This window comes from Micromonospora zingiberis (genome assembly GCF_004331455.1).
Lineage (GTDB): Bacteria > Actinomycetota > Actinomycetes > Mycobacteriales > Micromonosporaceae > Micromonospora > Micromonospora zingiberis.
This window is the reverse complement of sequence record NZ_SJJR01000002.1, coordinates 26,332-52,224: the sequence shown is the minus strand read 5'-3', so window position 1 is coordinate 52,224 and position 25,893 is coordinate 26,332. Positions and strand designations below refer to the sequence as shown.

At 72.2% G+C, this 25,893-nt stretch carries 25 protein-coding genes and 1 pseudogene; 9 read left to right on the top strand and 17 right to left on the bottom strand.

Annotated elements, in window-relative coordinates:
• Nucleotides 1-519 precede the first annotated feature (519 nt).
• On the top strand, nt 520-726 hold the full coding sequence (locus tag E0H26_RS03230; RefSeq protein WP_131300632.1) for a PspC domain-containing protein: 207 nt from the start codon (nt 520-522) through the stop codon (nt 724-726).
• Between the two features lie 96 nt (nt 727-822).
• Here E0H26_RS03230 and E0H26_RS03225 read toward each other — a convergent pair whose 3' ends face one another.
• The 7 genes and pseudogenes from E0H26_RS03225 to pdxH all read right to left on the bottom strand — a co-directional run bounded on the left by E0H26_RS03225 (nt 823) and on the right by pdxH (nt 7,005).
• On the bottom strand, nt 823-1,566 hold the full coding sequence (locus tag E0H26_RS03225) for a DUF4230 domain-containing protein (protein WP_131300630.1): 744 nt from the start codon (nt 1,564-1,566) through the stop codon (nt 823-825).
• A gap of 117 nt (nt 1,567-1,683) precedes the next feature.
• Nucleotides 1,684-2,844, bottom strand: a complete 1,161-nt coding sequence (locus E0H26_RS03220; protein WP_131300628.1) for an acyl-CoA dehydrogenase family protein — start codon at nt 2,842-2,844, stop codon at nt 1,684-1,686.
• Between the two features lie 37 nt (nt 2,845-2,881).
• Entirely contained in the window at nt 2,882-3,187 is a 306-nt protein-coding gene (locus tag E0H26_RS03215) for a type II toxin-antitoxin system VapB family antitoxin (RefSeq protein WP_093404142.1), read from the bottom strand.
• A 189-nt stretch (nt 3,188-3,376) separates the two neighbouring features.
• Nucleotides 3,377-3,979, bottom strand: a complete 603-nt coding sequence (locus E0H26_RS03210) for a nitroreductase family protein (RefSeq protein WP_131300626.1) — start codon at nt 3,977-3,979, stop codon at nt 3,377-3,379.
• Nucleotides 3,980-4,001: 22 nt separating this feature from the next.
• Nucleotides 4,002-4,931, bottom strand: a complete 930-nt coding sequence (locus tag E0H26_RS03205) for an aldose 1-epimerase family protein (protein WP_131300624.1) — start codon at nt 4,929-4,931, stop codon at nt 4,002-4,004.
• A gap of 167 nt (nt 4,932-5,098) precedes the next feature.
• Nucleotides 5,099-6,382: pseudogene (locus tag E0H26_RS03195) on the bottom strand (MFS transporter); the annotation flags it as partial.
• Nucleotides 6,379-7,005: a pyridoxamine 5'-phosphate oxidase gene (pdxH, locus tag E0H26_RS03190; protein ID WP_131301413.1), complete on the bottom strand. Its 627-nt coding sequence runs from the start codon at nt 7,003-7,005 to the stop codon at nt 6,379-6,381. The gene pdxH and the pseudogene E0H26_RS03195, both read right to left, overlap by 4 nt.
• Before the next feature lie 278 nt (nt 7,006-7,283).
• Here pdxH and E0H26_RS03185 point away from each other — a divergent pair, with 278 nt between their 5' ends.
• The 3 genes from E0H26_RS03185 to sepH all read left to right on the top strand — a co-directional run bounded on the left by E0H26_RS03185 (nt 7,284) and on the right by sepH (nt 11,238).
• Nucleotides 7,284-8,390, top strand: a complete 1,107-nt coding sequence (locus E0H26_RS03185; RefSeq protein ID WP_131300622.1) for a citrate synthase 2 — start codon at nt 7,284-7,286, stop codon at nt 8,388-8,390.
• Nucleotides 8,391-8,723: 333 nt separating this feature from the next.
• The gene (gene serC / locus E0H26_RS03180) at nt 8,724-9,851 is read left to right on the top strand and encodes a phosphoserine transaminase (RefSeq protein WP_131300620.1); all 1,128 of its coding nucleotides are present in this window, start codon (nt 8,724-8,726) and stop codon (nt 9,849-9,851) included.
• A 304-nt stretch (nt 9,852-10,155) separates the two neighbouring features.
• Nucleotides 10,156-11,238, top strand: a complete 1,083-nt coding sequence (gene sepH, locus E0H26_RS03175) for a septation protein SepH (RefSeq protein ID WP_131300618.1) — start codon at nt 10,156-10,158, stop codon at nt 11,236-11,238.
• A 173-nt stretch (nt 11,239-11,411) separates the two neighbouring features.
• Here sepH and thpR read toward each other — a convergent pair whose 3' ends face one another.
• The 5 genes from thpR to E0H26_RS03150 form a co-directional block, all read right to left on the bottom strand.
• Entirely contained in the window at nt 11,412-11,981 is a 570-nt protein-coding gene (thpR, locus tag E0H26_RS03170) for an RNA 2',3'-cyclic phosphodiesterase (RefSeq protein WP_131300616.1), read from the bottom strand.
• A 17-nt stretch (nt 11,982-11,998) separates the two neighbouring features.
• A complete protein-coding gene (locus E0H26_RS03165) occupies nt 11,999-12,496 on the bottom strand; it encodes a hypothetical protein (protein ID WP_131300614.1) in 498 nt (165 codons plus the stop codon).
• A 93-nt stretch (nt 12,497-12,589) separates the two neighbouring features.
• Nucleotides 12,590-13,867, bottom strand: coding sequence for an MFS transporter (locus tag E0H26_RS03160; RefSeq protein ID WP_131300613.1), 1,278 nt, complete (start codon nt 13,865-13,867; stop codon nt 12,590-12,592).
• A 77-nt stretch (nt 13,868-13,944) separates the two neighbouring features.
• A complete protein-coding gene (locus E0H26_RS03155) occupies nt 13,945-14,394 on the bottom strand; it encodes a MarR family winged helix-turn-helix transcriptional regulator (protein WP_131300611.1) in 450 nt (149 codons plus the stop codon).
• 130 nt (nt 14,395-14,524) lie between these two features.
• Nucleotides 14,525-16,003 (bottom strand): NCS2 family permease, encoded by a 1,479-nt coding sequence (locus E0H26_RS03150; RefSeq protein ID WP_131300609.1) that lies wholly within the window; start codon nt 16,001-16,003, stop codon nt 14,525-14,527.
• Between the two features lie 88 nt (nt 16,004-16,091).
• Between E0H26_RS03150 and E0H26_RS03145 the strand changes: the two genes are divergently transcribed.
• Complete coding sequence (locus tag E0H26_RS03145) at nt 16,092-16,337, top strand: DUF2530 domain-containing protein (RefSeq protein WP_206024860.1); 246 nt, start codon at nt 16,092-16,094, stop codon at nt 16,335-16,337.
• A 29-nt stretch (nt 16,338-16,366) separates the two neighbouring features.
• Here the strand turns inward: E0H26_RS03145 and E0H26_RS03140 are convergent, their stop codons facing one another.
• A complete protein-coding gene (locus E0H26_RS03140; protein WP_131300607.1) occupies nt 16,367-17,203 on the bottom strand; it encodes a DUF3027 domain-containing protein in 837 nt (278 codons plus the stop codon).
• 87 nt (nt 17,204-17,290) lie between these two features.
• Between E0H26_RS03140 and E0H26_RS03135 the strand changes: the two genes are divergently transcribed.
• Together E0H26_RS03135 and E0H26_RS03130 are read left to right on the top strand one after the other, a co-directional pair.
• A complete protein-coding gene (locus tag E0H26_RS03135) occupies nt 17,291-18,928 on the top strand; it encodes an MFS transporter (RefSeq protein ID WP_131300605.1) in 1,638 nt (545 codons plus the stop codon).
• Entirely contained in the window at nt 18,925-19,575 is a 651-nt protein-coding gene (locus E0H26_RS03130; protein ID WP_131300603.1) for a futalosine hydrolase, read from the top strand. Before E0H26_RS03135 ends, E0H26_RS03130 begins: the two co-directional genes overlap by 4 nt.
• An 11-nt stretch (nt 19,576-19,586) precedes the next feature.
• Here E0H26_RS03130 and E0H26_RS03125 read toward each other — a convergent pair whose 3' ends face one another.
• Nucleotides 19,587-20,426, bottom strand: a complete 840-nt coding sequence (locus E0H26_RS03125) for a GNAT family N-acetyltransferase (RefSeq protein WP_240741993.1) — start codon at nt 20,424-20,426, stop codon at nt 19,587-19,589.
• A gap of 637 nt (nt 20,427-21,063) precedes the next feature.
• Here E0H26_RS03125 and E0H26_RS03120 point away from each other — a divergent pair.
• A complete protein-coding gene (locus tag E0H26_RS03120) occupies nt 21,064-21,912 on the top strand; it encodes a 1,4-dihydroxy-6-naphtoate synthase (protein WP_131300601.1) in 849 nt (282 codons plus the stop codon).
• Here the strand turns inward: E0H26_RS03120 and E0H26_RS03115 are convergent.
• Together E0H26_RS03115 and E0H26_RS03110 are read right to left on the bottom strand one after the other, a co-directional pair.
• Complete coding sequence (locus E0H26_RS03115; RefSeq protein WP_013731110.1) at nt 21,873-22,259, bottom strand: cold-shock protein; 387 nt, start codon at nt 22,257-22,259, stop codon at nt 21,873-21,875. The two genes, E0H26_RS03120 and E0H26_RS03115, sit on opposite strands and share 40 nt — an antisense overlap.
• Nucleotides 22,260-22,287: 28 nt before the next feature.
• Entirely contained in the window at nt 22,288-22,911 is a 624-nt protein-coding gene (locus E0H26_RS03110; RefSeq protein ID WP_131300599.1) for an HAD family hydrolase, read from the bottom strand.
• A gap of 86 nt (nt 22,912-22,997) precedes the next feature.
• Between E0H26_RS03110 and E0H26_RS03105 the strand changes: the two genes are divergently transcribed.
• The gene (locus E0H26_RS03105; protein WP_131300597.1) at nt 22,998-25,469 is read left to right on the top strand and encodes a helicase-associated domain-containing protein; all 2,472 of its coding nucleotides are present in this window, start codon (nt 22,998-23,000) and stop codon (nt 25,467-25,469) included.
• 10 nt (nt 25,470-25,479) lie between these two features.
• On the opposite strand, the gene E0H26_RS03100 is transcribed toward E0H26_RS03105, so the two are convergent.
• A complete protein-coding gene (locus E0H26_RS03100; protein WP_131300595.1) occupies nt 25,480-25,719 on the bottom strand; it encodes a hypothetical protein in 240 nt (79 codons plus the stop codon).
• Nucleotides 25,720-25,893 lie beyond the last annotated feature (174 nt).

Genomic DNA, 25,893 nt, shown 5'->3' with positions numbered 1-25,893 from the left:
CCGGGGTTGCCGGTCAGCGGCCGATCCGATCCTGCCCGCCCTGGTCGCGCGGCCGGCCTGGCACGCCCAGGTAAGGACGCCCAACCCGCCGAGCCTACCCCCGCCCACCCACCCCACCGTCCCGTCCCGCCTCGCCCCTACCTCAGCCGCCGATCTTGGTACGAAACAGCCCCCAGAGGGGCGCTTTGGCACCAAGATCCGCAAGCCCTCCGCCTCTCTCGACCATGGGCGGCGATTCGCCGCGTGCATCCCTTGTGTGCCGACGACAACTCCATGATCGACGAGGCGGGGCGAGGCGGGGCGAGGCGGGGCGAGGCGACGCGGGGCCGGGGCCGCGCGAGGGCGAGGGGGTGGGGCATGAGGGGGTGAGGGGAGACAGGGGTGGGGTGGGTGGGGGGCGGGTAAGTACCTACGGGTGGGCGGGACGTGGAATCGTTCTCAGGACCGAGGGTGAGGGCAGGTCCGGCGCCTAGCGTTGAACGCAGTAGCGGCGGGTCGCCGCAGAGGGGAAGTAGCACGATGAGTCGCAAGCTTGTCCGGCCCCGACAGGGGCGCATGTTCGCCGGCGTCTGCGCCGGCCTGGCCCAGCGTTTCGGCATGTCGGCGGGGCTCGTCCGACTGCTGTTCCTGCTGTCGTTGCTGCTGCCCGGCACCCAGGTGATCATCTACCTGGCGCTCTGGATCATCATGCCGAACGAGGACCGTTACCTGGTCGCCGGCCACTGACCGTGCCCGCGCGAGCGGCCCGGTGGACCCGTCGGGCAGCATGCTGCCGGTACCGCCCGAACCTGTCGGTCGGGCGGTACCGGGCAGCGGGCGGAATCAGGGAGCCACGTAGGTGACGCTCACCCGCTCGAAGCCGAGGGAGGTGAGCAGGCCCTCCAGCATCTTGCGGGTGTTCCCCTCGGCTCGGGCGGCCAACCCGCTCTCCCGCGCCGCGGCGGTGATCCGGTCCTCGGCCAGCCGGTAGACCTGCTGCTGCCGGTTCGGGTCGCCGGCAACCAGGTCACCGACCCGGTTGAGCAGGCCGCGCTCCTCGGCGAACACGTAACTCTTGTCCAGGTCGAGATTGGTCTCGGCGAGTTGCGGCGCCGGCAGCTTTATCTCGACGGACTTGCCGTCGGCCGATTGCACGATCGCGCCCTCGGTGAGGGTGCCGAAGTCGACGTACGCCTCGACGCTGCCCGCACCGACGAACAGCGTGCGCTGGTTGAGCAGCCAGTCCGGCACGTGGCGGCGGTCGTTCTGGAGGTCGACCACGACCTGGAAGTTGCCCTCGGCGGCCACGTAGCGGCTGAGGTCCTGCATCGACTCCAGCAGCGCCGGCTGGCTGCGGTCGGTCTGCTCCTTGCTGAACGGGTTGCGGAACTCGGGCAGGATCCCGGTGGTCTGCACGCCGAGCAGCACCACCACGGCCAGCGCCGCCGCGCCGAGCACCCAGAGCAGGGCCCGCACCGCGCCGCCGCTCGGTGGTGGTGTGGGTGGGACGTCGGACCGGTCGTCCGTGCGCAGGTCAGTGTCGGGAAACCTGCTGGTGGGCTCGTTGATGTCGCCGTCGCGTGCCATCGCCCTCACCGTCCTCGTCAGACGCGTTGTCTGTTGATGACGGTAAGCCCCCGGTACGACACCCGCTCGCCGAGCCGGCAAGTCGGACGTTCTCGCAGCTCAGAGGCGTGAATCCGGTCAGCTGAAGGCGGAGATGCCGGTGAGCTTCTGCCCGATCACCAGCTGGTGGATCTCCGAGGTGCCCTCGTAGGTCAGCACGCTCTCCAGGTTGTTGGCGTGCCGCATGACCGGATAGTCGCCGGAGACCCCGTTGGCGCCGAGGATGGTGCGGCACTGCCGGGCGATGGCGAGTGCCTCCCGTACGTTGTTGAGCTTGCCCACGCTCACCTGCTCGGGGCGCAGCCGTCCGGCGTCGGCCAGCCGGCCGAGTTGCAGCGCCAGCAGATAGCCCTTGTTCCACTCGACGGCCAGGTCGGCGAGCTTGGCCTGGGTGAGTTGGAAGGCGGCCAGCGGCCGGCCGAACTGGGTGCGGGTGGTCGCGTACGCCAGGGTGGTTTCCAGGCAGTCGCGGGCCGCGCCGAGGGCGCCCCAGACGATGCCGTGCCGGGCCTCGGTCAGGCAGCTCAGCGGCGCCTTCAGCCCGATCGCGCCGGGCAGTTGGGCGTCCGCCGGCAGCCGGACGTCGTCGAGCGCGATCTCACCGGTCACCGAGGCGCGCAGCGACATCTTGCGGCCGATCTCCCGCGCCGTCACCCCCGGCGCATCCATCGGTACGACGAAACCCCGCACCCCCTCGTCGGTACGCGCCCAGATCACCCCGACCTCCGCGATCGGCGCGTTGGTGATCCACATCTTGCTGCCGGTGAGCACCCAGTCGTCGCCGTCGCGGCGGGCCCGGGTGGTCATCGACGCCGGGTCGGAGCCGTGGTCCGGCTCGGTCAGCCCGAAGCAGCCGATCGCCTCACCGGCCGCCATCGCCGGCAGCCAGTGCTGCTTCTGCGCCTCGCTGCCGTAGCGCCAGATGGCGTACATGGCCAGCGATCCCTGCACCGACACCAGGGACCGGACGCCGGAGTCACCGGCCTCCAGTTCCAGGCAGGCCAGCCCGTACGCCACGGCCGACGAGCCGGCGCAGCCGTACCCGGTCAGGTGCATGCCGAGCAGCCCGAGCTTGCCGAACTCGCGGGCGAGTTCCCGGGCCGGCACCTGACCGGCCTCGTACCAGCCGGCGACGTGCGGGCGTACCCGGTCGTCGACCACCTGGCGCACGACGGCGCGGATCTGCCGTTCCTCCTCGGACAGCGACGAGTCCAGGTCGAGCAGGTCCAGAGGGCTCATGCCAGCACCTTAACGAACGCTCAGTGCGCGCTGCGCGTCACTCGACCGCTTCGGCGAGCACGAACACCCGGGCATGGATCTGGTTGCGCTGCTGCAACGCGGCGCGCAGCGCCCGGTGCAGGCCGTCCTCCAGGTAGAGGCCACCGTTCCACTGCACCACGTGCGGGAAGAGGTCGCCGTAGAAGGTGGAATCCTCCGCGAGGAGCTTGTCCAGCGCCAGCTCACGCTTGGTGGTGATGAGCTGGTCGAGACGCAGCGGGCGGGGCGGGATCTCCGCCCACTGCTTGAGTGTCAGGTTGTGCTCCGGGTAGGGACGCCCGTCCCGGACCGCTCTGAAGATCACGACGGCACGCTCCCCTCCCCCTGGCCGGGCCGCACCGCGACGCCGACGCGGGTCGCGGCATGGCGCCACGACCTGCGGCGCCGATGTCCGTGCCAGCGTAGCCGCACCCCGCACCCCACGTTCTGCTCCCTGATGCCAGTTTCGCTACCGGCCGTCCGGTTCTCAACCGGACGAAACCACCAGTTCGGGTCAGCTCCACCGCCCCCGGCGGACCACCTCGTCCACCGGACGGCGCCCCCGACGCAGCGAGGGTGACCGATGGTCGGGTGCCCGATAACCGATGGTGAGGGCACCGATCGGGTGGTACGCCTCCGGCACGCCGAACGCCTCCCGGTAGGAATCCAGCCGCTGCGGCGGGATGCCGAAGAAGCAGGAGCCCAACCCCTCGTCGACCGCCGTCAGCATCATCAGCAGCGAAGCGAAGCCCGCGTCGACATACCAGTACGGCACCGGCCAGCGGTCCGTCGAGCGGTCCGCCCAGCCCTTGTCCGGTTCCGCGTAGCGCTCGAGGTAGACCGAGCGGTTGGCGTGCGGCACCACGATCAGCGGAGCCCGACGCATCCCGGTCAGCCAGCGTTCCATGCCCCCGCCCTCCGGGGTACTGGCCGCCCAGAAGCGTTCCCGGTCCGCCGGCTCCTCCAACACCAGGAACCCCCAGCCCTGGGAGAACCCGGCCGACGGGGCCCGCACGGCGTGCTCCAGCAACCGCTCCACCACCGCCGGCGGGACCGGGCGGTCCGGGTCGTAGTTGCGCACCATCCGGCGCCGCCGGACGACCTCCGCGAACTCCACCTGTCTCTCCTGTCGCGTCCGCTCAGACCCCGGGCCGAATTCCCCAGCTGCCCCGCCAGGTGTCGCCCGGGGCCAGGATGATCAGATCCCGGCCGGACCGGAACGCGTCCGGCGGGCAGGTCATCGGTTCCACCGCCACCGACCGCCGGTACCGCTCACCGGTCAGCGTGTCCCCGGTGTAGACCTGCCACCAACCGAACTGGGCGTCGGCCCAGATCGACAGCCCGGTTGAGGAGTCCGGCCCGCGCAGCGTCACCGCGGATCCACCGTCGGCATCCCGGGCCACCTGCCCGAAGGCGAGGTCCAGCACGGCGTCGCCGATTCGGCGCGGCTCGGTGTAGTCGTACTCTGTGCCGGCCACCGGGGTCACGCCGACCGGCAGCAGCCGCCCGTCCAGCACCAGCCGGGTCTGCCCCGGCACCTGCATGGCGATGTCCGCCACCGGTACGCCGGGCAGCCGCAGGTACGGATGCACCGAGAAGCCGAAGGGTGCCGGTTCGGTGCCGATGTTGGTGACGTCGTGGTCGCCCCGCAACCCGTCCGGGCCCACGCTCCACCGGGTCCGCAGCCGCAGCGGCCACGGATATCCGGGCTGCGGCGGCAGGTCGAAACCGACGATGACCTCGTCCGGCCGCTGCTCGATCAGCTCCCACTTCGCCCAGTTGACCAGGCCGTGCAGGGCGGTGTACCGCTCTGGTTCGGTGATGTTGAGCTGCCACGACCGTCCGGCAAAGGAATAGACGCCGTCCCGGATCCGGTTCGGCCAGGGCGCCAGCACCTGACCCGCCGAACCGGGGCACAACTCGTCGGTGGCGTACCCGTCGAGGTGCTCGACCCCGTCCTGCCGGTACGTTCGCAGCCCGCCGCCTACCTCGACGACGACCGCCTCGTGGCCGGCGGCGGAAATGGTCCACTGTGCCCCGGACAGGGGACGCGGCTCGCGGGTATCCATGTCGCCAGACCCTAGCTCTCGGGACCGCTGTTCGCTCGCTCCGGTCGACGATCACCAGGCCCGCTCGGCCCGGTCGCCTCGGTCGCTCCGGTCGCCTCGGTCGCTCCGATCGCGTCGGTCGCTTCGATCGCGTCGGTCGCTTCGATCGGCCCGGTTGCTTCGGTCGCCTCGCGCGGTGGGGTCGCCGCCCGGTAGCGGACCAGCGCCGGGAACGCCACGGCGAGCAGCACGGCGAGCGCCGCCGCCACCAGACCGCCACCCACCCAGGCCACCCCGCTGCCGAAGCCGGCCGCCATGCCGCCGGCCCGCAGGTCACCCAGGCGCGGCCCACCGGCCACCACGACCGTGTTGACCCCCTGGAGCCGTCCCCGCATCCGGTCCGGTGCGTACACGATCAGCATGGACTGCCGTACCACCGAACTGACCAGGTCGGCCGCGCCAGCGAGCACCAGCAGCGCGACGACCAGCCAGAGTTGCCGGGCCAGCCCGGCCAGCGCGACCGCGACGCCCCAGCCGACAACCGCCACCACCAGCACCAGTCCCTGCCGGCGGACCCGGCCGATCCAGCCGGACAGCAGCCCGGCGAGCAGCGAGCCGATCGCGATCGAGCTGTACAGCCAGCCGACCGCCGCGCCGCCACCGAACCGCTCGGTCGCCACCTCGGGAAAGAGTGCCCGGGGAAAGGCGAACACCATCGCGATCAGGTCGATCGCGAAGGAGAGCAGCAGCACCGGAGCGCCGGCCAGGTAGCGCACCCCGTCGATGATGCTGCGCAGCCCGGCCTGCCGGGGCCCGCCGTCCGGGTCCGGCTCGGGCGGCATCGCGGGCAACCGCAGCGCCGCCCAGACCAGGGCGACGAGCAACGCGGCATCCAGGCCGTACGCGAGCGGCAGCGCGACCCCGAGGTCGAAGGTGGCGAGGATCAGACCGGCGGCCAACGGCCCGAGCACCGAGGTGGCCATCGCCGTGGTGAAGTTCAGCGTGGTGGCTGCCGGCACCAACTCGGCCGGTACCAGCCGACCCACCAGCGCCGCGCGGGCCGGCCCGCTGATCGCGAACGACACCGAACTCAGCGCCACCAGGGCCAGCAGCAGCACCGGGCTGCCGACGTCCAGCAGGGCCTGGGCCAGCAGGGCCAGCACGGAAAACCAGAGCAGCACCGAACCGCCCAGCAGCACCCGGCGCCGGTCGAGGGCGTCGGCCACCGCGCCGCCCCACAACCCGAAAACCAGCAGCGGTACGAAGGCGGCCACGCCGAGCAGCCCGACCCAGAGCGAGTCCTTGGTCAGCGCGTACATCTCCACCGGGACGGCGACCGCGGTGAACTGGAAGCCGAACATCGCGATGGCGTTGCCGACCCAGAGCCGCCGGTACGCCAGCACCCGCAGCGGGCGTAGATCGATCGCCCAGCGGCGCTGCCCGCGCGGCCGGGAGGTGCCGGTCGCGGTCACGGGGCCAGCCGCTCCACAACCCAGCCGGCGTCGGTACGACGGAACCGCAGCCGGTCGTGCAACCGGCTGGCCCGCCCCTGCCAGAACTCCACCGATTCGGGCCGCACCCGCAGCCCACCCCAGTTCTCCGGGGCCGGGAGCGGGTCCACCTCGGCGAACCGCTGCGCCGCCGCCCGGTAGGCGTCGTCCAGCGCTGGCCGATCCGGCAGCACCGACGACTGGGTGCTGGCCCACGCGCCGAGCTGCGAGCCGCGTGGCCGGCTGGCGAAGTACGCCTCGGTCTCCGCCCGGTCGACCCGCTCCACCGGCCCGGCCACGATCACCTGCCGGTGCATCGGAAACCAGGGGAACACCAGACTGGCGTACGGGTTGGCGGCCAGTTCGGTGCCCTTGCGGGACCGGTAGTTGGTGAAGAAGACGAAGCCCTCCGGGTCGTACCCCTTGAGCAGCACGGTCCGCGCGCTCGGCCGCCCGGCGGCGTCGGCGGTGCCCACCACCATGGCGTTCGGCTCGGGCAGCCCGGCGGCCACCGCCTCGGCGAACCAGCGGTCGAACTGGGTGCACCAGTCGTCGGCCAGATCGACCTCGATCAACCCGGACCCGGCTGTGTACTCGTGGCGCATGCCCGCTGGCGGTGGTGTGTCCCCCGTCACGTGCCCTCCCCTGTCCGTCCGGCCGATCCGCGCCCGACCAGCCCGTACGGTCCAGTCTCGCCGAACCGCACCCGGCCGCCGCATCCGGGGATGTCGTGTGCAGCACATCGACAGTGGGTCGCGTACCCGGTTACCAGCAGGCAAGATGTCACGAACACATCCCTGAGGGTCGCCTAAGGCGCTCACCCGGCCGGGGCCGGGACACCGAGCCCGGGCGGGCGCACCGACCACACACCAGGAGTAGTGAGATGGCCGATTTCAAACCCGGACTCGAGGGCGTCGTAGCGTTCGAAACGGAGATCGCCGAGCCTGACCGCGAGGGCGGTGCGCTGCGCTATCGCGGGGTCGACATCGAGGATCTGATCGGCCAGGTCTCCTTCGGCAACGTCTGGGCCCTGCTGGTCGACGGCCGGTTCGGCCCCGGCCTGCCGCCGGCCGAGCCGTTCCCGGTGCCGGTGCACTCCGGCGACATTCGGGTGGACGTGCAGTCCGCCGTGGCGATGCTCGCCCCGTACTGGGGGTTGCAGCAGATGCTGGACATCTCCGACGAGCAGGCCCGCGAGGATCTGGCCCGGGTCTCGGTCACCGCGCTCTCCTTCGTCGCCCAGTCCGCCCGAGGGCTCGGCCTGCCGGCCGTGCCGCAGAAGGAGATCGACAAGGCCTCGACGGTGGTCGAGCGCTTCATGAAGCGGTGGCGCGGCGAGCCGGATCCCCGGCACGTCAAGGCCGTCGACGCGTACTTCATCTCGGCCGCCGAGCACGGCCTGAACGCCTCCACCTTCACCGCCCGGATCGTCGCCTCCACCGGCGCGGACGCCGCCGCCTGCATCTCGTCGGGCATCGGCGCGCTCTCCGGCCCGCTGCACGGCGGCGCCCCGTCGCGGGTGCTCAGCATGCTGGAGGCGGTCGAGCGCAGCGGTGACGCCGAAAGCTACGTCAAGGGCGTACTTGACCGGGGCGAGCGGCTGATGGGCTTCGGCCACCGGGTGTACCGGGCCGAGGACCCGCGGGCCCGGGTGCTCCGCCGCACCGCCAAGGAGTTGGGCGCGCCGCGCTTCGAGGTCGCCGAGGCGCTGGAGAAGGCGGCCCTCACCGAGTTGCAGGCCCGCCGGCCGGACCGGGTGCTCGCCACCAACGTCGAGTTCTGGTCGGCCGTGGTGCTCGACTTCGCCGAGGTGCCGGCGCACATGTTCACCTCCATGTTCACCTGCGCCCGGATGGGCGGTTGGAGCGCGCACATCCTGGAGCAGAAGAAGCTCCAGCGCCTCGTCCGGCCCTCGGCCCGCTACATCGGCCCGGCCCCGCGCAAGCCGCACGAGGTAGACGGCTGGGACGCCGTCCCCCACGGCGTCTGAGATGTAAGGAAGGGGCCCTTCTTAACGCCTCCGGTAGAGGAAGGGCCCCTTCTTAACGCCCGCCCCCCGGCTCGGACCCGGCAGCACGCGGGCGGGGCGGGGCGGCAGCGCGGACAGCGAATGGCGGTGGTGTGGGCGACGCCACCCGCTGTGGCGGACGCCTCACGGTTGGGGCTGGGACCAGCGCCCGGACTGACCGCGACGGGTGCGAGGATGAAGTCCGGCAGCGCCGCCGAAGGGCTGAGACCCCGGCTCCACGTGCATCCGCACGCGCCGTCGGTCCGCCCGTTCGCTCACCCGGGCCCCGACCCATGCGGAAGGATCTTGAAAACCGTGGCTGACGCACCGACCATCCGGATTCCCGACGAGATCAAGCCCGCCGACGGCCGATTCGGCTGCGGGCCGTCCAAGGTCCGTCCGGCGGCGGTATCCGCGCTCGCCGAGGTGGCTACCAGCTACCTGGGCACCTCGCACCGGCAGAAGACCGTACGCGACCAGGTGGCCCGGCTGCGCTCCGGCATCACCGAGTTCTTCTCCCTGCCCGAGGGCTACGAGGTGATCATCGGCAACGGGGGCACCACCGCGTTCTGGGAGGTCGCCACCTTCGGCCTGATCCGCGACCGGGCCCAGTTCGCCAGCTTCGGCGAGTTCGGCGCCAAGTTCGCCAAGTCCGTCAAGGACGCGCCCTTCCTGGGCGAGCCGACCATCCGCAAGTCGGACGCGGGTAGCGCGCCGAGCCTGGTCGCCGAGGCCGGCGTGGACGTCTACGCCACCCCGCAGAACGAAACCTCGACCGGTGTCGCCGTACCGATCAGCCGGGTGGCGGGCGCGGACCCGGGCTCGCTGCTGCTGGTGGACGCCACCTCCGGTGCCGGTGGCCTGGAGGTCAACGTCGGCGAGACCGACGTCTACTACTTCGCCCCGCAGAAGTGCTTCGGCTCCGACGGCGGCCTGTGGCTGGCCCTGATGTCGCCGGCCGCGCTGGAGCGGGCCGCCGAGGTCAAGGGCTCCGGCCGGTACATCCCCGCCTTCCTGGACCTGGTCACCGCGATCGACAACTCGCGGCTGGAGCAGACGTACAACACCCCCGCGCTGGCCACCATCTTCCTGGCCGCCGAGCAGACCGACTGGATGAACTCCCAGGGTGGGCTGGCCTGGGCGGCCAAGCGCACGGCCGAGAGCGCCGGGATCGTGTACGGCTGGGCCGAGCGTTCCACCGTCGCCACCCCGTTCGTCACCGACCCGGCGCTGCGGTCCAACGTGGTCGCCACCATCGACTTCGCCGACGGGGTGGATGCCACGGCGGTCGCCAAGGCGTTGCGCGCCAACGGCATCGTGGACACCGAGCCGTACCGGAAGCTGGGCCGCAACCAGCTGCGGGTCGCACTCTTCCCGGCCGTCGAGCCGGCCGATGTGGAGGCGCTGACCGCGTCCATCGACTACGTGGTCGAGCGGCTCTGAGCCGACGCTGACGTAGCGGGCCCGGTCGACCCGGTTTGCGGTCACCGGGCCCGCTACGGTAAGCAAGGCGGTCCGCTTCCGGGCAGTGCCGACCACCCTGTCCACCGCTGCGATCAACTTCACTGTCGGCCTTTGTCGACTGACCGGCGGCACAGCGCTCACCAGCACCGAACACAGCTGCGCAGCTCGACTTGCCCGGGCGTGGCGTCTCCCACCTGGACGCGGATGGGCGTACCGTGGTCCTCAACGCCCCGGGTGGCCGGCTCGTGGCGTACGGCCAGCGAAGCGGGACGGAGGCAACGCGATGCGCCCAGTACGCTTCGTCGCCCTCTCCGAGGACGGCCAGGCCCTGGTGCTCGCCGACGAGGTCGGGCGGCTGCTCGCCCTGCCCATAGACGAGCGCGTCGCCGGAGTGCTGCACGCCGAGCCGGGTGCACCGACGCTCGCGGTGGCACCGACCACCGCCGATCCCGTCCCGTCCCTGTCCCCTCGGGACATCCAGGCCCGGATCCGCTCCGGCGAGTCCGCCGAGGACGTCGCCCGGATTGCCGGTGTCCCGGTCGACCGGGTGCTCCGCTACGCCGGTCCGGTGCTCCAGGAGCGGGCGATGCTCGCCCAGCATGCCCGGCGCACCCGACTCAAGGGCGCCGAGAAGCCGACCCCGCTGGCCGAGGTGGTCAACGGGCGACTCGCCCAGCACGGCATCGACACCGAGAAGATCTCCTGGGACGCGTGGCGCCGCGACGACGGCACCTGGCGGATCGTCGCGACCTGGCCGTCCGGCAAGGCCACCGCGCAGGCGGTCTGGGATCTGGACAAGACCCGCCAGTCGGTGGCGCCGCACGACGACATGGCGCAGTACCTCTGCGCCGAGCGCCCGACGCCGATCCTCGGCCAGGAGCCGGCGCCGGAGCGGGGCGGCCACGCGCTGCCCGGTCCGTCGCGCGGCGAGCCCAGCCGGGGTGGCCACGGCCTGCCGGCGCCGGCCGAGTCGGGCCGCTCCGGTCGTGACCCCATCCGCGCCGGCCGGGATGCCCTGCTCGCCTCGCTCGATCGGCCGCTCGGCTCGACGTCGGGCCGTGGTCTCGAACCTCGGACCCCGGCCGCGCTGGCCGGCGGCCAGGACTCGCCCCGGCAGCGGGCGGTCTCCGGGGGCGCGGCGGCGCTGCTCGGCGGTGGTCAGGGTTCGGCCTTCGACGACGACGCGGACGCGCCGAAGGAGGTGCCGGCCGTGCCGTCGCTGGCGGTGCTGCGGCCCCGGCGCACCAACGCGCCCGCCGCGGGTGCCGCCGAGTCGACCGAGGCCGGCGGCAAGCCGCGCAAGCGCCTGCCCAGCTGGGACGACGTCCTCTTCGGCAGCGGCCCCGCCGCCCGCGAATCCTCCTAGCCCCACCCCCACCCCCACCCCCACCCCTAACCCGCGCCACGTCACCCGCACCCCCTACCGCCGTCGATCTTGCACTTTCTGTCGGCACAAAAGCCTCGATCGTGGACTTTTCAGCGACCAGAAGTGCAAGATCGGCGGCGGCAGGGGTGGCGGGCATCGGTGCCGCTGTTGGGTTAGAGCGGCCAGGTGGTGAGGGGGTGGTAGCCGGGGTCGGGTCCGCTCTGCATCAGCAGCAGCTCGCTGGCCGGCCAGGGCGGGCCGAGGTAGTCGTCGAGGGCGCTCAGGTCCGACTCGATGTCGGCGTGCGACATCCGGTCGCCGGGACGGGCGATGGTCAGGTGAGGCCGGAACGGCTTCTCGTCACCGGGCACCCCGATCGCGTTCAGCCCGGCCCGGACCGCGTCGGCCAGCGCGACCAGGCGGGCGACGTCGCCGCGTACGTCGGCCCAGAGCACGGTGCCACGACCCCAACCGAACCGGCCACCACCCCCCAACCGCAGCACCGACGGTACGGTCCCGGCGCGGGCGGTCTCGGCGACGAGTTCGAGAGCCTCTCGCACGGCGGGCAACCGGGCCGGGTCGACCTCACCGAGGAAGGCGAGCGTGAGGTGCGCCCGGGTCGGATCCACCAGCCGTACGTTCGTTCCGGCGGCTGCCGCCGCACCGACCCGCAGCCCGGCCATCTGGGCGTACAGGTGCTCGATCGCCTCGGCCGGCGGGTAGACCGCGGTGAAGAGTCGCACCTGACCCAGGATGTCAACTAGCGATGGCGCTGGTGCTGACCGGGTCGGGTGGCCGGCAGGCGCAGGCCGGCGGCGTCCAGCTCGCCCTCGATCCGGACCCGCTCGATCTGCCGGTCGATGCCGGTCAGCTCCGCCAGGTGTTCGGTGATGCCCAGCGCCCGGCAGGCCAGTCGGAGCCGGTCGTCGTACGCGTCGAGCACGCTGCTGTGCCACACCACGGCCGCGCCGCCGACCCGATCCCGGCGCAGGCAGCGCAGGTCCGCCGCGAGCTGCTCCAACGGGCGCCGGTCGGGTCGGTCCAGGGCGTCGAGGGCGTCCGGGTCGGCCAGCCCGTCGGCTGCCTGGTTCAGCCGGTTTATCAGGTGTCGTTCCCGTCGCCGTTTTCGCCATTCGGCGTATCCGCAGGCGAACCGGTCGAGGACCTCGTCGGCGCAGATCACGAGCGCGATCAGCACCGGTACGAAGACCACGGCGGCCAGCGCCAGGGAGAGCAGCAGCACACGTAAGACCTCCACCCAACGAAACTATGCCGCTGCGGAGCGTGACGTTACCGATTTTCCGGCATCCGGGCGTACGGGCGCCGGTGCCATCCGGGCATTCCTCTCAGCTCACACTTCGGTGACGTAGAAGCGGGGCATCGGCAGGATCCGGAACCGCAGCCGGGCGCCGTCGCGGCGCAGCTGCCAGGCCAGCGCGAGCAGGGCGGTGGCGAGGGAGAGCAGGCCGCCGGCCCAGATACTGACGCCCGCACCGTAGGTTTCCGCGATCCAGCCGATCACCGGCGCACCGACCGGGTTGGTGCCCAGGAACACCAGCACCCACAGCGCCATCACCCGTCCCCGGAACGCGGCGTCGGTGCCGAGTTGGACCCGCTGGTTGGCGGCCTGGGCGAAGTAGACCATGAAGAAGCCGGTCGGCGGCAGCAGGGCCACCACCATCCAGTACGCCGGCGCCAGGCCGACAAGCGTGCCGAAGACGGCGCAGGCGATCGCGGCACCGAGCACCAGCCAGACCGATGGGCGGCTGCGCCGGCTGGTCCCGGCCAGCGCCCCGACCAGCGCACCGACCGCGAGGGTGGTGCTGAACAGGCCGAACGAGGCCGCACCGGTGTTGAACACGGTCTTCGCCAGCGCCGCCAGGGTGAGCTGGAAGTTGAACAGCGACATCCCGATCACCGACATCACCACCATCGGCAGCAGCAGGTCGGGGCGGCGGCCGACGTAACGCAGCCCGTCCAGCACGGTCGCGGCGGCCCGTTCGTCGCGCGGTGGCAGCGGTGCGCGGTGCAGTTCGGCCGGGCGCATCTGGATCACGGTGACCAGGGGTGCGATCGAGCTGAGCGCGGTGACCAGGAAGACCGGCCCCACGTCGAAGAGGGCGATGGCCAGGCCGGCAACGGCGGGCCCGACGATGCGGGCCGAGTTGAACACGGCCGCGTTGAGCGAGAGCGCGTTGGGCAGCAGCCGGGTGCCGACCAGTTCGGAGACGAACGCCTGCCGAACCGGGGTCTCCACCGCGTTGGCCACGCCGAGCAGGGCGGCGAAGACGAAGACGTGCCAGAGCGCAACCAGGCCGGTGAGTACGAGCAGGCTCATCGCCAGGGACAGCACGGTCCAGAAGGCGTTGGCGACGAAGAGCAGCATCCGCTTGTCGTACCGGTCGGCGAGTCGGCCGGAGAGGAGCGTGAGCAGCAGTACCGGGGTGAACTGGAGGGCGACCACCACGCCGAGCGCGGTTGCCGAGTCGCCGGAAAGCTCGAGGACCAGCCAGTCCTGGGCGATGAACATCATCCAGACGCCGATGAGCTTGAGCAGTTGCCCAGATGCGAAGAGCCGGTAGTTGCGGACCTGTAGGGACTGGAACATCGTGCTCAGCCGTGCCTGCACTCTTGGTGCGCCTCCTCGCGGTCGTACGCGTCGTCAACGACGGACGGCGCGGCGCGGAGCACACCGGATGTGCGGCGTCAGGCGCGGGAGAGTCGCTGGAGGATCTCCGCGGCGTGGTGCAGGGTCTCCCGGTCGGCATCGCTCAGTTCGGCCAGCCGGCGGGCCAGCCATTCGTCCCGGACCCGCTCGAACTGGTCGAGCACGGTCTGGCCCCCTTCGGTCACCGCGAGGATGACCTGCCGGCCGTCGGTCGGGTGGGGGGTGCGCTGCACCAGGCCGCGCTCCTCCAGCTTCGCGACGATCTTGGTCATCGTCGGTGGCTGCACCCGTTCGAGGTCGGCGAGTTCCCGCGGCGTGAGCGCGCCCCCCAGCCGGATGCTGGTGAGCGCGGACAACTGGGTGACCGTCAGGTCACCGACCGGTCGGGCCTGGCGGACCCGCCGGTTCAGCCGGGTGATCGCATCACGCAGCTGATGGGCCAGCTGCGCCGGTGGCATGCTCTGAGCCGTCACCGTTCGCTCCGTCACGATAGTTAGCCTAACTAATAAGCCGACCGGGTCGCAGCGAATATGACCACGCTCACCCCGACTTCCGCCCTGCTCGGGCCGGGTGAGCAACGCTGGTCACCCAGGGTCACCCACCCGGCCCAGCCGGACGTCAGAACATCAGCGCCTCGATCGGACCGCGCAGGAAGTACACCACGAACAGTGCCGCGACCGCGTACAGCAACGGATGGATCTCGCGGGACTTGCCCTTGGCCAGCTTGACCACCACGTACACGATCAGGCCGGCACCGATGCCGTTGGAAATCGAGTAGGTGAACGGCATGAGCACGATGGTGAGGAACGCCGGAATGGCGATCTCGTAGTCGGACCAGTCGATGGTCCGCACCGCGGTCATCATCAGGAAGCCGACCACCACCAGCGCGACGGACGCCGCCTCGAACGGCACCACCACGACCAGCGGCGCGAGGAACATGGCCAGCAGGAACAGCGCGCCGGTGACCAGGTTGGCCAGCCCGGTCCGGGCGCCCTCCGCGACACCGGCGGCACTCTCGATGTACGCCGTGTTGCTGGAGACGCTGGCCGCGCCGCCGGCCGCCGCACCGATCGAGTCGACCAGCAGGATCTCCTTCGCCCGTGGCGGGGTGCCCTGCTCGTCGAGCATGCCGCCCTCCTGACCGACGGCCACCATCGTGCCCATCGTGTCGAAGAAGTCGGTGATCAGCAGCGTGAAGATGAACATCAACACGACCAGCCAGCCGGCCCGCTCCCAGGAGCCCAACACGTTGAACTTGCCGAGCAGCGACAGGTCCGGCATGTCGATCGGGTTGCTGGGCAGGGTCGGCACGTTCAGCGACCAGCCCTTCGGGTTCGGCACACCGTTGACGAAGGACGGGCCGACGTTGCCGAGCGCCTCCACCACCATGGCCAGCAGGGTCGAGCCGAGAATGCCGATCAGGATCGCGCCCTTGACCCGGCGTACCACCAGCACCAGGGTCAGCAGCAGGCCCAACACGAAGACCAGCGTCGGCCAACTGACCAGCTTGCCGCCGATGCCCAGTCCGACCGGCACGGTGGTGTTCGCCTCGTCCGGAACCCGCCGGACGAAGCCGGCATCCACCAGACCGATGATGGTCAGGAACAGGCCGATACCGACCCCGATCGCCGTCTTCATCTGCGTCGGCACCGAGCGGAACACGGCGGTACGCAGACCCGTCAGCACCAGGATCGCGATGATCACGCCTTCGATCACCACCAGGCCCATCGCGTCGGCCCAGGTCATCTCCGGCGCGATCTCGTACGCCACCAGGGCGTTGACGCCGAGACCGGCGGCGACCGCCAGCGGGAACCGGCCGACCACGCCCATCAGGATGGTCATCAGGCCGGCGACCAGGGCGGTGGCCGCGGCGATCGCGGGAATCGGGAGGGTGTTGCCGTCACCGTCGACGGCGCTGCCGAGGATGAGCGGGTTGAGCACCACGATGTACGCCATCGTGAAGAAGGTGGCGAGACCACCCCGTACCTCGCGGCTCAGCGTCGAGCCACGGGCGGTGACCTCGAAATAACGGTCGAAGCGGTTGAGCGGCCGGCTGGGGTCAGGGGGTGTGCCGTTGTCGGGCGGCGCTACTGCCATCAGGAACCTCACAGCGAATGGTCAGGTCGTCGCGCGCATCGTCGCAGATCACCGGCGACCCGAAAAGTGGGTCGCGTACCCTGGCCGGGTGCCGAAGCAGCAGCCGCGACCCGAGCCGCTCGACCCGCCGATGGTGCCGTTCGCGCTGGCCGGCATGGTGGCGTGGGCGATCGCTGGTCTGGTGCTGCTGCTCTTCCGCGACCGGCTGGTCGCGAGCGGGCACGAGAATTGGCTCTGGATCTGCCTGGCCGGTTTCCTGTGGGGCTTTCCGGGGCTGGCCGTGATGATGCGGCACGACGCCAATCGGCGCCGCCGCCGCTCCGCCGCCGGCTGACGGCTGTCGGACCGGTCGCCGGCCGACGATCAGGGGTGCCCGTACGGCTCCGCCGGCTCGCCCGACTCGATCGACCCGGGCGCCCGGGAGACCGACATCGGCTCCACCGCGCTGTCGTCGTAGACGGTGGGCATCTCGTCCACCGCCGTCTCGGCCTCGACCAACGTCTCCGAGTGCGCGCCACAGCCGTGGTCGGTGCTGACCACCCGGCCGTCGTCCGGGGCGTAGAAGTTGCCGCAGACGCCGAAGCACTGCCGCAACTGCCCGGCGAGCGGGAGGTAGAAGCCGCAGGAGCCGCAGCGGGCGGCGGCCGGCGCGGAGGTGGAGATGGGCGCCGACGGCCCGTGGTCGCCGTCGTACCAGCGCTGGGCCGCCTCGGCGCGCCCCTCCCGCGACAACACCCGGGGCCGGCCCAGACCCAACTCCCAGGCGGTTTCCTCCACCGCCGGGTCGTCGGAGAGCAGGTAGCCGGGCTGGAGCCGCTCGTCGTCGGCCGGGGTGGGCAGCAGATCACCCGGACCGAGGTCACCCGGCTTGAGCCGGTCCTGCCACGGCAGCCAACCCGGCGCGAGCAGCGCGTCCGGCCCCGGCAGCAGCACCGTTTCGCAGATCGTCACGGTACGGCTGCGCGGCACCCGGGTGACGGTCACCGCCCACCGCCAACCGCGGTAGCCGGCCAGCCGGCACTCGAAATAGTGGGTGACGAGTCGATCACCCTCGGCGACAACCTGGAGGTGCTCACCGACTTCGGTGGCGTCCACCTCGGTGATGCCGGCACGCGCCACCTCGACGGCGGCGGCGCAGACCTGGTCAAGACGAGCGGCGCGGGCGGAGGCGGGCCTGGTCACCCGACCATTGTTCCCCATGGGTGGGGTCGACTGTGAGGCACTCCCCAGAGGTGTTCTCCGACGGTGGCGCGGCATCCGGCGAGCCGATGGGTCAGGATGGGTGCCATGCCGCTGTTCTCCCGCTCCGAGCGGTCCCTCCTCGGGCGAACCGTCGGCACCGGCATCCGCACCACTCGGCTGCTGCTGCGCGGCTCGCTCAGCGGTGGCCGCTGGATGACCCGCAGCGCCGCTCGCGCTCGGGCCCGGGGTGCCGGCGGCGAGACCGGCATGGTCCGCCTGTTCGATCTGCACGCGGTCTCCTGCGCCGGGGACACGCTGATCGCCATCGGTCTGGCCGGGACGATCTTCTTCAACGTCCCGCTCGGCGAGGCCCGCAGCAAGGTGGCGCTCTACCTGCTGGTGACCATGGTGCCGTTCGCCATGCTCGCCCCGGTGGTCGGGCCGCTGCTCGACCACTTCCGGCACGGCCGGCGGTACGCCCTGGCGACGACCATGCTGGGCCGGGCGTTCCTGGCCTGGCTGATCTCCGACTACATCCACGGCTTCGGGCTGTATCCGGCGGCCTTCGGCGTGCTGGCGCTGTCCCGGGCGTACGGGGTGGCCCGCTCCGCGGCGGTCCCCCGGTTACTGCCCGATGGGCTCGGCCTGTCCCAGGTCGGCGCGCGGGCCAGCGTGTACGGCACGGTCGCCGGCGCCCTGGTCGCCCCGATCGGGCTGGCCGCCTTCTGGTTCGGGCCGCAGTGGCCGTTACGGGTCGCCTCGGTGATCTTCCTCGTCGGCATGGTGATCGCTCTCCGGCTGCCGCCCAGGGCCGACTCCGAACCACCCGAGCGGGTACCCCGACCGCTGCGGGCGCTGCGACGGTCCACCGGTGACCGTCCGTTGGGCCGGGGCCGCCCGGCCGGCCGACTGGTGATCTCCAACTTGATCGGAGCGGCGACCCTACGCGCCGTCTACGGCTTCCTGCTGCTCTTCCTGGCGTTCACGATCAAGGCCGGTGACCTGACCACGGTGGTGTTCGGTCGTGACCTGAGTGACGAGGGCGCGCTGGGCCTGGTCGGTGGTGCGCTGGCCGTCGGCACCTTCCTGGCCACCGCGATCGGCACCCGGCTGCGCATCCACCGGCCGACTGCCCTCCAGTCCAGCGGCATGGTCATCGTGGCCGGGGTGGCCGTGCTCACCGCACTGAACTTCTCCCTGCCGATGGTCGCCCTGCTCTGCGTGGTCACCGCCATGATGAGCGGCATCGCGAAGCTGGCCGTGGACGCCTCGATCCAGGAACGCATCGCGGAACGGCTGCGAGCCAGCTCCTTCGCCCACTCCGAGACGGTGCTGATGCTCGCCTTCGTGGCCGGCGGCGGATTGGGGCTTGTCCCCTTCCACGGCCGGGTCGGCATCGCCGTCGCCGCCGGGGTCGGGGTGCTGGCCGCCGTCCGGGGAGTGGTGATGGCCCACCGGTTGCGCGGCGAGCGACTCTGTGGCCGACCGCTGACCGACGAGGAGCTGACCGCAACGGAACGGGACGCCGACCCGCCGGCCGCCGACGAGCCGGCCGACCGGGACCAGGAGACCACCGAGGCGAGCACGCCCACCTCCCCCGCCCCCGTCCAGGGCGGTTCGGCCCCCGAGGATCCGAACCTGGCGCCGCCGGGCTTCCACATCTACCGGCCCTCGTCGGCGGTGACCGGATCGGGCGGCAGCGAGGACGAGCCGCGACGCAGCTCCCCGGGTTCGATTCCGTGACCGATCTGCTCGTGGTCACCGCAGTGCCGGCCGAGGCCCAGGCGATCCAGGCCGGTCTCGCCGACCCGACCGTCGCGGTGGTCCCGGTCGGTGTGGGACCGGCCGTCGCCGGGGCGGCGACGGCCCGGCTGCTGGCGCTCGCCGAGGCCGCCGGTCGGCCGTACCGGGCCGTGGTCAGCGCGGGAGTGGCCGGCGGTTTCGCCGACCGGGTGGCGGTCGGCGGCATCGTGCTCGGCACCCGGGCCGTCGCCGCCGACCTGGGCGCCGAGTCACCCGAGGGCTTCATCCCCATCGACGAGCTGGGCATGCCGCCCGAACTGCTCGGCGGCGGCCCCGCCGTACCCGCCGACCCAGGGCTGCTGGCCGCCCTGAGTACGGCGCTGCCGGCCGCCACCGTGGGCCCGGTGCTGACCGTCAACACCGTGACCGGCACCGAGGCCAGCACCGAGGCGCTACGCCGACGTCACCCCGACGCGGTGGCTGAGGCCATGGAGGGGTACGGGGTGGCGGTCGCCGCCCGGCACGCCGGCCTGCCCTTCGCCGAGTTGCGGACCATCTCGAACCCGATCGGCCCGCGCGACCGCGACGCCTGGCGCCTGCGCGACGCCCTCGCCGCCCTCACCACCGCCGCCACCGCCCTGCGCTGACCTGCCGATCATCACTGATCCCGACGAAGTTTCGCCGGCCGACGCCAGTCGATCCGGTAGCCGCAGGCCAGCAGGAACTGGATGCCGCCGAACTCCGCCGTGGCGCACACGGCAGGCAGCCCCACACGCTGGGTCTCCTCGGCGAGACGGGTCACCAGCCGCCGCCCGATGCCCAGCAGTCGAAGCGCTGGTGCCACCAGGACTCCGTCCAGCACCACCTCCCGCCGGTCACCCAATTCCTCGCCGTACAGCAGGTCGAGGCTGCGTTCGTGAGCCCGCAGCTCGCCGACCAGATCACCGTCGGGTAGCTCCGCCACCAGGCGCCAGCACCCCTGCGGCACGCCATCACTGATCCGTCGGATCCGCACCGCATCGCGGATCCGCTCCCGCACGCGCCGTTCATCGCGGCGGCCACGATCGAGGTCGAAGGTCACCTCGGGCACGCGCAACGGCCACCGCTCGGGCGGCAACGTGTACGAGTGTGCCCACCAGGCCCCTGGCCAGTCCTTGAGCGTCCGAACCTTGCGTACGTCGAGGTGGGCCGGATAGCGACGACCCGCCTCGTCCCGTCGAACGTCGCCCTGGATGTCGCTGCCGGCAAGCTGTGCCGAAGCTGCCGGTCCTCGGTCGCCAGCGGCGGCCAGCCGCAGCGACCCGCCGGCCGCTGCCACCAGTCGCCGGATGGTCTGGAAACGGGGATCGGTGGCCCGCCCCGCCTCGATCCGCGCCACCGTTGACTGTGGCACCCCGGCCCGCACCGCCAACTCGCGTTGGCTCAGGTCAGCCTGCCGACGCAGCGCCCGCAGCATCGAGCCAAGATCACCGAAGCCGTCCGCAGTTCCGTCCCCCATACCAACAATGCTTCTCCAGCTTCCACACCAGCTCAACCACGATCGACAACCTGTGGACAACCCTGTGGACAACCAGCGGGCGGCGCACCCCGGACGAGGTGGAGCATCCGGAGTGATGCGGGTGGCCCTGCCACCGACACACCCGGCGCCAGCCGCCTGCCCTCGATCAACTCGCCACCCGAGACGCACCCCGGTCTCACCTGTGCCCCTGTCGAGCTGAGCCGTTTGGGCTATCACGGCCCGCCGCCCACCTCGCCCAACCTCACGCACGCTCATCTCGGGATCGAGTGACCCGGTAGATAGGCGGGACCACCGACGCCACCCAAGCCCGGCCCAGACCACCCCAAGCCCGGCCGACGGCCGGCCCTGGCCGGCCGTCGGCCGGGCCGATTCGTTTTCGCTCTCAGCTCGACAGGGGCCATCGCCCCTAGCCGCTCCTCGTGCGGCGCCCCTGCGGTAGGCAGGTCGAGAGAGGTCCCAGCGGTCAGACACAGTTCGGGGCGCAGCAGGCGGACCGCCCGTCCACGGCAGGATGCGACGCTGCCCGAGCGGAAGCCCGGAGGTGGGTGGTGTGGTCTGGCCGACGCCAGTGGAGGCCGTCCGCTGCTGCCCACGGTGGCGGGGTTACGGTGGGGGTGTGGCGCTCTCGTTGGCGATCTCGCCCTGCCCCAACGACACCTTCGTCTTCCACGCCCTGGTGCATGGGCAGGTGCCCGGTGCGCCGGCGGTCGAGGTGACGTACGCCGACGTGGACGTGACCAACACCGCCGCCGAGCGCGGCGCGTTCGACCTGGTGAAGGTGAGTTACGCGGCGTTGCCGTGGCTGCTGGAGGACTACCACCTGCTGCCCTGCGGCGGCGCGCTGGGGCGCGGCTGCGGGCCGCTGGTGTTGACCCGGGCGGATCGCGACGGGGGGCCGGATCGCAGCGATCTGCGCGACGCCACCGTGGCGGTGCCCGGTGACCGGACCACGGCGTACCTACTCTTCCGGCTCTGGGCGGCCGGCCGGACGCCCCGGCGTATCGAGGTGGTGCCGTTCCACGAGATCATGCCCGGCGTCGCCGCTGGGCGGTACGACGCCGGACTGGTGATCCACGAAGCGCGGTTCACCTACCCGCGCCACGGGCTGACCGCGCTGGTCGACCTGGGCGAGTGGTGGGAGGGCGACACCGGACTGCCGATCCCGCTCGGCGCCATCCTGGCCCGGCGCGACGCGGTCGACCCGCAGCAGGCCGCCGGGTGGATTCGGGACTCGGTCCAGCGGGCCTGGGCCGATCCGGCGGCCAGCCGGGCGTACGTGCTGGCGCACGCCCAGGAGATGGAGCCCGACGTGGTGGACCGGCACATCGGCCTCTACGTCAACGAGTTCACCGCCGACCTGGGCGAGGCCGGCTTCGCTGCCGTCGAGGCGTTGCTCGGCCGGGCCGCCGACGCCGGGCTCGTGCCTCAGACCTCCAGCTCGCGGGCCACCGCGTGGACCAGCTGAGCGATCTTCTGGGCCGTCTTGCGGTCTGGGAAGCGACCCCGACGCAGGTCCGGCTGCACCTTCGCCTCCAGCACCTTGATCATGTCTTCGACCAGTCCGTGTAGCTCCTCGGCCGGCCGGCGGCGCAGCTCCGCCACGGACGGCGGGGCCTCCAACAGCTTCACGCCCATCGCCTGCGTTCCCCGCCGGCTGTCCACCACGCTGAAGTCGATGCGCTGGCCGCCCTTCAGGTCGGTGACACCCGCCGGTAGCGCGGCCTTTGGCAGGAACACGTCGCCACCCTCGTCACTGGTGACGAACCCGTATCCCTTGGTCGCGTCGTACCACTTCACTCGACCCGTAGGCACCTGAGATCCCCTGCTTCGCTTGAACCGTCTACTGCGTCAAGGCTAGCCGGATCATGCCGTCGAGCGCCGCCGGGAATCCGGTGAGATCGGTCAGCACCACCGCCGCGCCGGCCGCCCGGAGTTCATCGACGGAACACGGCCCGGTGGCGACCGCGATCCCGGGCACGGCCGCAGTCCTGGCGGCCACCATGTCCGCCACGTGATCTCCCACATAGTGGGTCGCGCCGTGGGCGCGCAGCGCCGTCGCCTTCTCCTCGGCGAACACGTCCCCGACCAGCTCGTCCACCACCAGGCCCAAGTGATCCAGGTGCAGCCGGGCCAGCCGGCCGAGCTTTGCCGTGACCACGACCACCCGGCCACCCCGCTCGCGCACCGCGTCGATGGCCGCCTGGGCGCCGGGCAGCGGGATCGCCGGGGTGATCGCGTACGCCGGGTAGAGCTCCCGGTAGACGCGGACCGCCTCGTCGACCTGCTCGGCCGGGAACCAGCGGGCGATCTCGGTGCGTAGCGGTGGGCCGAGCCGGGACACCGCCGCCTCGGCGTCGACGGGCACGCCGGTCCGCTCGGTCAACGCCCGAAAGGCCGCGGCGATGCCGGGACGCGAGTCGACCAGGGTCATGTCGAGGTCGAACCCGACCGTCAGTAGGGGCATCCTGGAAAGCTACCCGGCCGGCGCCCAGACCAGCCCGGTCGTCCGGTGGGCGAAGGCGGGGCCGGCCGGGCTAGCGTGGAACGACGATGAGCACCTCACTCGCCGACCACCTGCGGGCGTTGCCCGACGAGTCCCTCGCCGCGTTGCTGCAACTGCGGCCCGACCTCGTCGTGCCGGTCCCCGCCGACGTCGCCGCGCTGGCCATCCGGGCCCAGTCGCGGGTCTCGGTGTCGCGTGCCCTGGACGGGCTGGACCAGTTCACGCTCCAGATCATGGACGCCGCCCGGTTGACCCGTGATCCGGCCGACGGCACCACCTCGGTCGACGGGGTCCTCGCGGTGGCCACCGCCGGCCCGCACCCGCCCGCACCGACCTCCGTCCGGGCCGCCCTCGACCGGCTGCGCGCCCGTTTCCTGGTGTACGGCCCCGAGCATCGGTTGCAACTGGTCGGTGGCATCGACGAGATCTCGCCGTACCCGGCGGGGCTGGGCCGCCCGGCGGCGGAGCTGGACGCCCGCACCGCCGCGCTCTGCGCGGACCCGGCAAAGTTGCGGCGGACCCTGCTGGCCGCACCGCCGTCGGCGCGGGCGATCCTGGACCGGCTGGCGGCCGGGCCACCGGTCGGCAGCGTGCCGCCCGGTGCGTTGCAGGCCCCGGCGACCGGCACCGACGACGACATCCCCCCGGACGAGACCAACGGCGGGGCACCGACCGGCTCCCCGGTTCGCTGGCTGGTCGACCACCGGCTGTTGGTCCGGGTCGCCGGCGGCAAGGGCGGCACCACCGGCATGGTGGAGTTGCCCCGGGAAATCGGGCTGCTGCTGCGCCGTGACACCGGCCCGCTGGGTCCGCTGCGTACCAGCCCGCCGCCGGTGGCCGGCACGCCACGCGAGCCGAAGGCCGTCGACTCCGCCGGGGCCGGGCAGACCATGGAGGTGGTACGCCACACCGAGGCGCTGCTGGAGCAACTGGCCGCCGAGCCGGCTCCGGTGCTGCGCTCCGGCGGTATCGGCGTACGTGACCTGCGCCGGCTGGCCCGCGTCGCCGGGCTGGACGAGTCGACGGCGGCGCTGCTGCTGGAGGTGGCGTACGCGGCCGGCCTGACCGGCGAGGTCGAGTTGCCCGGCAGCGCCGGCCGGTACGGCGCGGACCAGCAGGTGCTCCCCACGGCCGGGTACGAACTGTGGCGGGCCGGTTCGCTGGCCCAGCGCTGGGAGCAGTTGGCCCGGGCGTGGCTGACCATGACCCGCCAGGTCGGGCTGGTCGGCCAACGCGACGACCGGGACCGGCCGATCACGGTGCTCTCCGCCGAGGCGGAACGGGCCGGTGCGCCGGCCGCCCGGCGAGCGGTGCTCGGGGTGCTCGCCGACCTGGAACCGGCCGCCGTGCCCACCCCCGAGGAGGTGCTGGCGCTGCTCGACTGGCGGGCGCCGCGCCGCAGCCGGGGCCGGGAGGCCGCCCACCGGGAGGTGCTCGCCGAGGCGGCCACGCTGGGCGTGACCGGGCTGGGGGCGCTCACCTCGTACGGGCGGCTGCTGCTGGCCGAGGCGACCGCGACCGAGGAGCGGGACACCGACGACCCGCTCGGGGTACGCACCGAGACCGAGGACGCCGCCAGCACCGCGGTGCGGGCGCTGGACGCCCTGCTGCCCGCCCCGGTGGATCACTTCCTGGTGCAGGCCGACCTGACCGTGGTGGTTCCGGGCCCCCCGGAGCCGGCGCTCGCCGCCGAACTGGAGATGGTCGCCGAGCCCGAGTCGGCCGGTGGGGCGAGCGTGTACCGGGTGACCTCGGGCAGCGTGCGCCGGGCGCTGGATGCCGGCTACTCGGCCGACGACCTGCACGACCTGTTCCGGCGCCGCTCCCGTACCCCGATCCCGCAGGGGTTGACCTATCTGATCGACGATGTGGCCCGTAGGCACGGCGGCCTGCGGGTCGGCTCCGCCGGGGCGTACCTGCGCAGCGACGACGAGGCGTTGCTGGCTGAGCTGCTGGCCGACCGGCGGGTCGGGGAGTTGGCGTTGCGTCGACTGGCGCCGACGGTACTGGTCACCCCGTACCAGACCGGCCGGATGCTGGCGGTGCTGCGGGAGGCCGGCTACGCGCCGGTGGCCGAGGACGCCACCGGCTCGGCGGTGCTGACCCGACCGAGGGCGCGGCGGGCGGCGGCCCGCGTGTCGGTGGCCACCCGGGCGCTCGACCCACTCGCCACCCCGCGTCTGCCCCTGCCCCGCCTGCTCGGGGTGGTCGAGCAGATCCGCCGGGGGGATGCCACGGCGCGGGCGGCCCGGCGGGCCCCGGCGGCGGTACGCGGCACGCCGTCGACCGGGCCGGCGCCCGTACACACCCACAGCGACGCCCTGGCCGTGCTCCAACAGGCGGTACGCGACAAGGCGCTGGTCTGGGTCGGCTACGTCGACGCGCACGGGGCGACCGCGTCCCGGCTGGTCCGGCCGGTCTCCCTGGGCGCCGGTTACCTGCGCGCCGAGGACGAGCGGACGGAGATGCTGCACACCTTCGCGCTGCACCGGATCACCGCGGCGGTGCTGGAAACGTGAGGGTGCCCGCTCAGCGTCGGCTGCGCCGCACCGACCCGATGATCGCCACGATCAGCAGCAGGGCGAAGCCGGTGCCGGCGGCCTCGCCGACCGAATCGATGAAGCCCTGCTGAAGCACGAGCCAGCCGAACAGGAACCAGCCGAACAGGAGTGCGCCGACCACCACGTACGCCACCACCGTCGCCGTGGAGACCGGTTCTGCCGACTCGACCCTGTCGCGCTCGGGGATCAGTTCCTGGTCGACGGACATGTGCCCTCCCCCGTACGGTCCGGCGCTGTCATCCAGAGTGTCACTCCGGACGGCAACCGGCCAGTCACCCGGCCGACCGGTCGAGGTCACTTCTACCCAGCGTTGAGTACGGGAAATCCGTCGGAGGCCGGCCCGGGGCGCGCCGCCCGCCCCCGTTGGCTGTCCGCGATGACG

Bases quoted from the DNA above. Each gene is read 5' to 3' on its own strand.
- E0H26_RS03230 (WP_131300632.1), top strand. From the start codon at position 520: ATGAGTCGCAAGCTTGTCCGGCCCCGACAGGGGCGCATGTTCGCCGGC.
- E0H26_RS03225 (WP_131300630.1), bottom strand. From the start codon at position 1,566: ATGGCACGCGACGGCGACATCAACGAGCCCACCAGCAGGTTTCCCGAC.
- E0H26_RS03220 (WP_131300628.1), bottom strand. From the start codon at position 2,844: ATGAGCCCTCTGGACCTGCTCGACCTGGACTCGTCGCTGTCCGAGGAG.
- E0H26_RS03205 (WP_131300624.1), bottom strand. From the start codon at position 4,931: ATGGATACCCGCGAGCCGCGTCCCCTGTCCGGGGCACAGTGGACCATT.
- pdxH (WP_131301413.1), bottom strand. From the start codon at position 7,005: ATGCGCCACGAGTACACAGCCGGGTCCGGGTTGATCGAGGTCGATCTG.
- E0H26_RS03185 (WP_131300622.1), top strand. From the start codon at position 7,284: ATGGCCGATTTCAAACCCGGACTCGAGGGCGTCGTAGCGTTCGAAACG.
- sepH (WP_131300618.1), top strand. From the start codon at position 10,156: ATGCGCCCAGTACGCTTCGTCGCCCTCTCCGAGGACGGCCAGGCCCTG.
- E0H26_RS03150 (WP_131300609.1), bottom strand. From the start codon at position 16,003: ATGGCAGTAGCGCCGCCCGACAACGGCACACCCCCTGACCCCAGCCGG.
- E0H26_RS03140 (WP_131300607.1), bottom strand. From the start codon at position 17,203: ATGGGGAACAATGGTCGGGTGACCAGGCCCGCCTCCGCCCGCGCCGCT.
- E0H26_RS03135 (WP_131300605.1), top strand. From the start codon at position 17,291: ATGCCGCTGTTCTCCCGCTCCGAGCGGTCCCTCCTCGGGCGAACCGTC.
- E0H26_RS03125 (WP_240741993.1), bottom strand. From the start codon at position 20,426: ATGGGGGACGGAACTGCGGACGGCTTCGGTGATCTTGGCTCGATGCTG.
- E0H26_RS03110 (WP_131300599.1), bottom strand. From the start codon at position 22,911: ATGCCCCTACTGACGGTCGGGTTCGACCTCGACATGACCCTGGTCGAC.
- E0H26_RS03105 (WP_131300597.1), top strand. From the start codon at position 22,998: ATGAGCACCTCACTCGCCGACCACCTGCGGGCGTTGCCCGACGAGTCC.
- E0H26_RS03100 (WP_131300595.1), bottom strand. From the start codon at position 25,719: ATGTCCGTCGACCAGGAACTGATCCCCGAGCGCGACAGGGTCGAGTCG.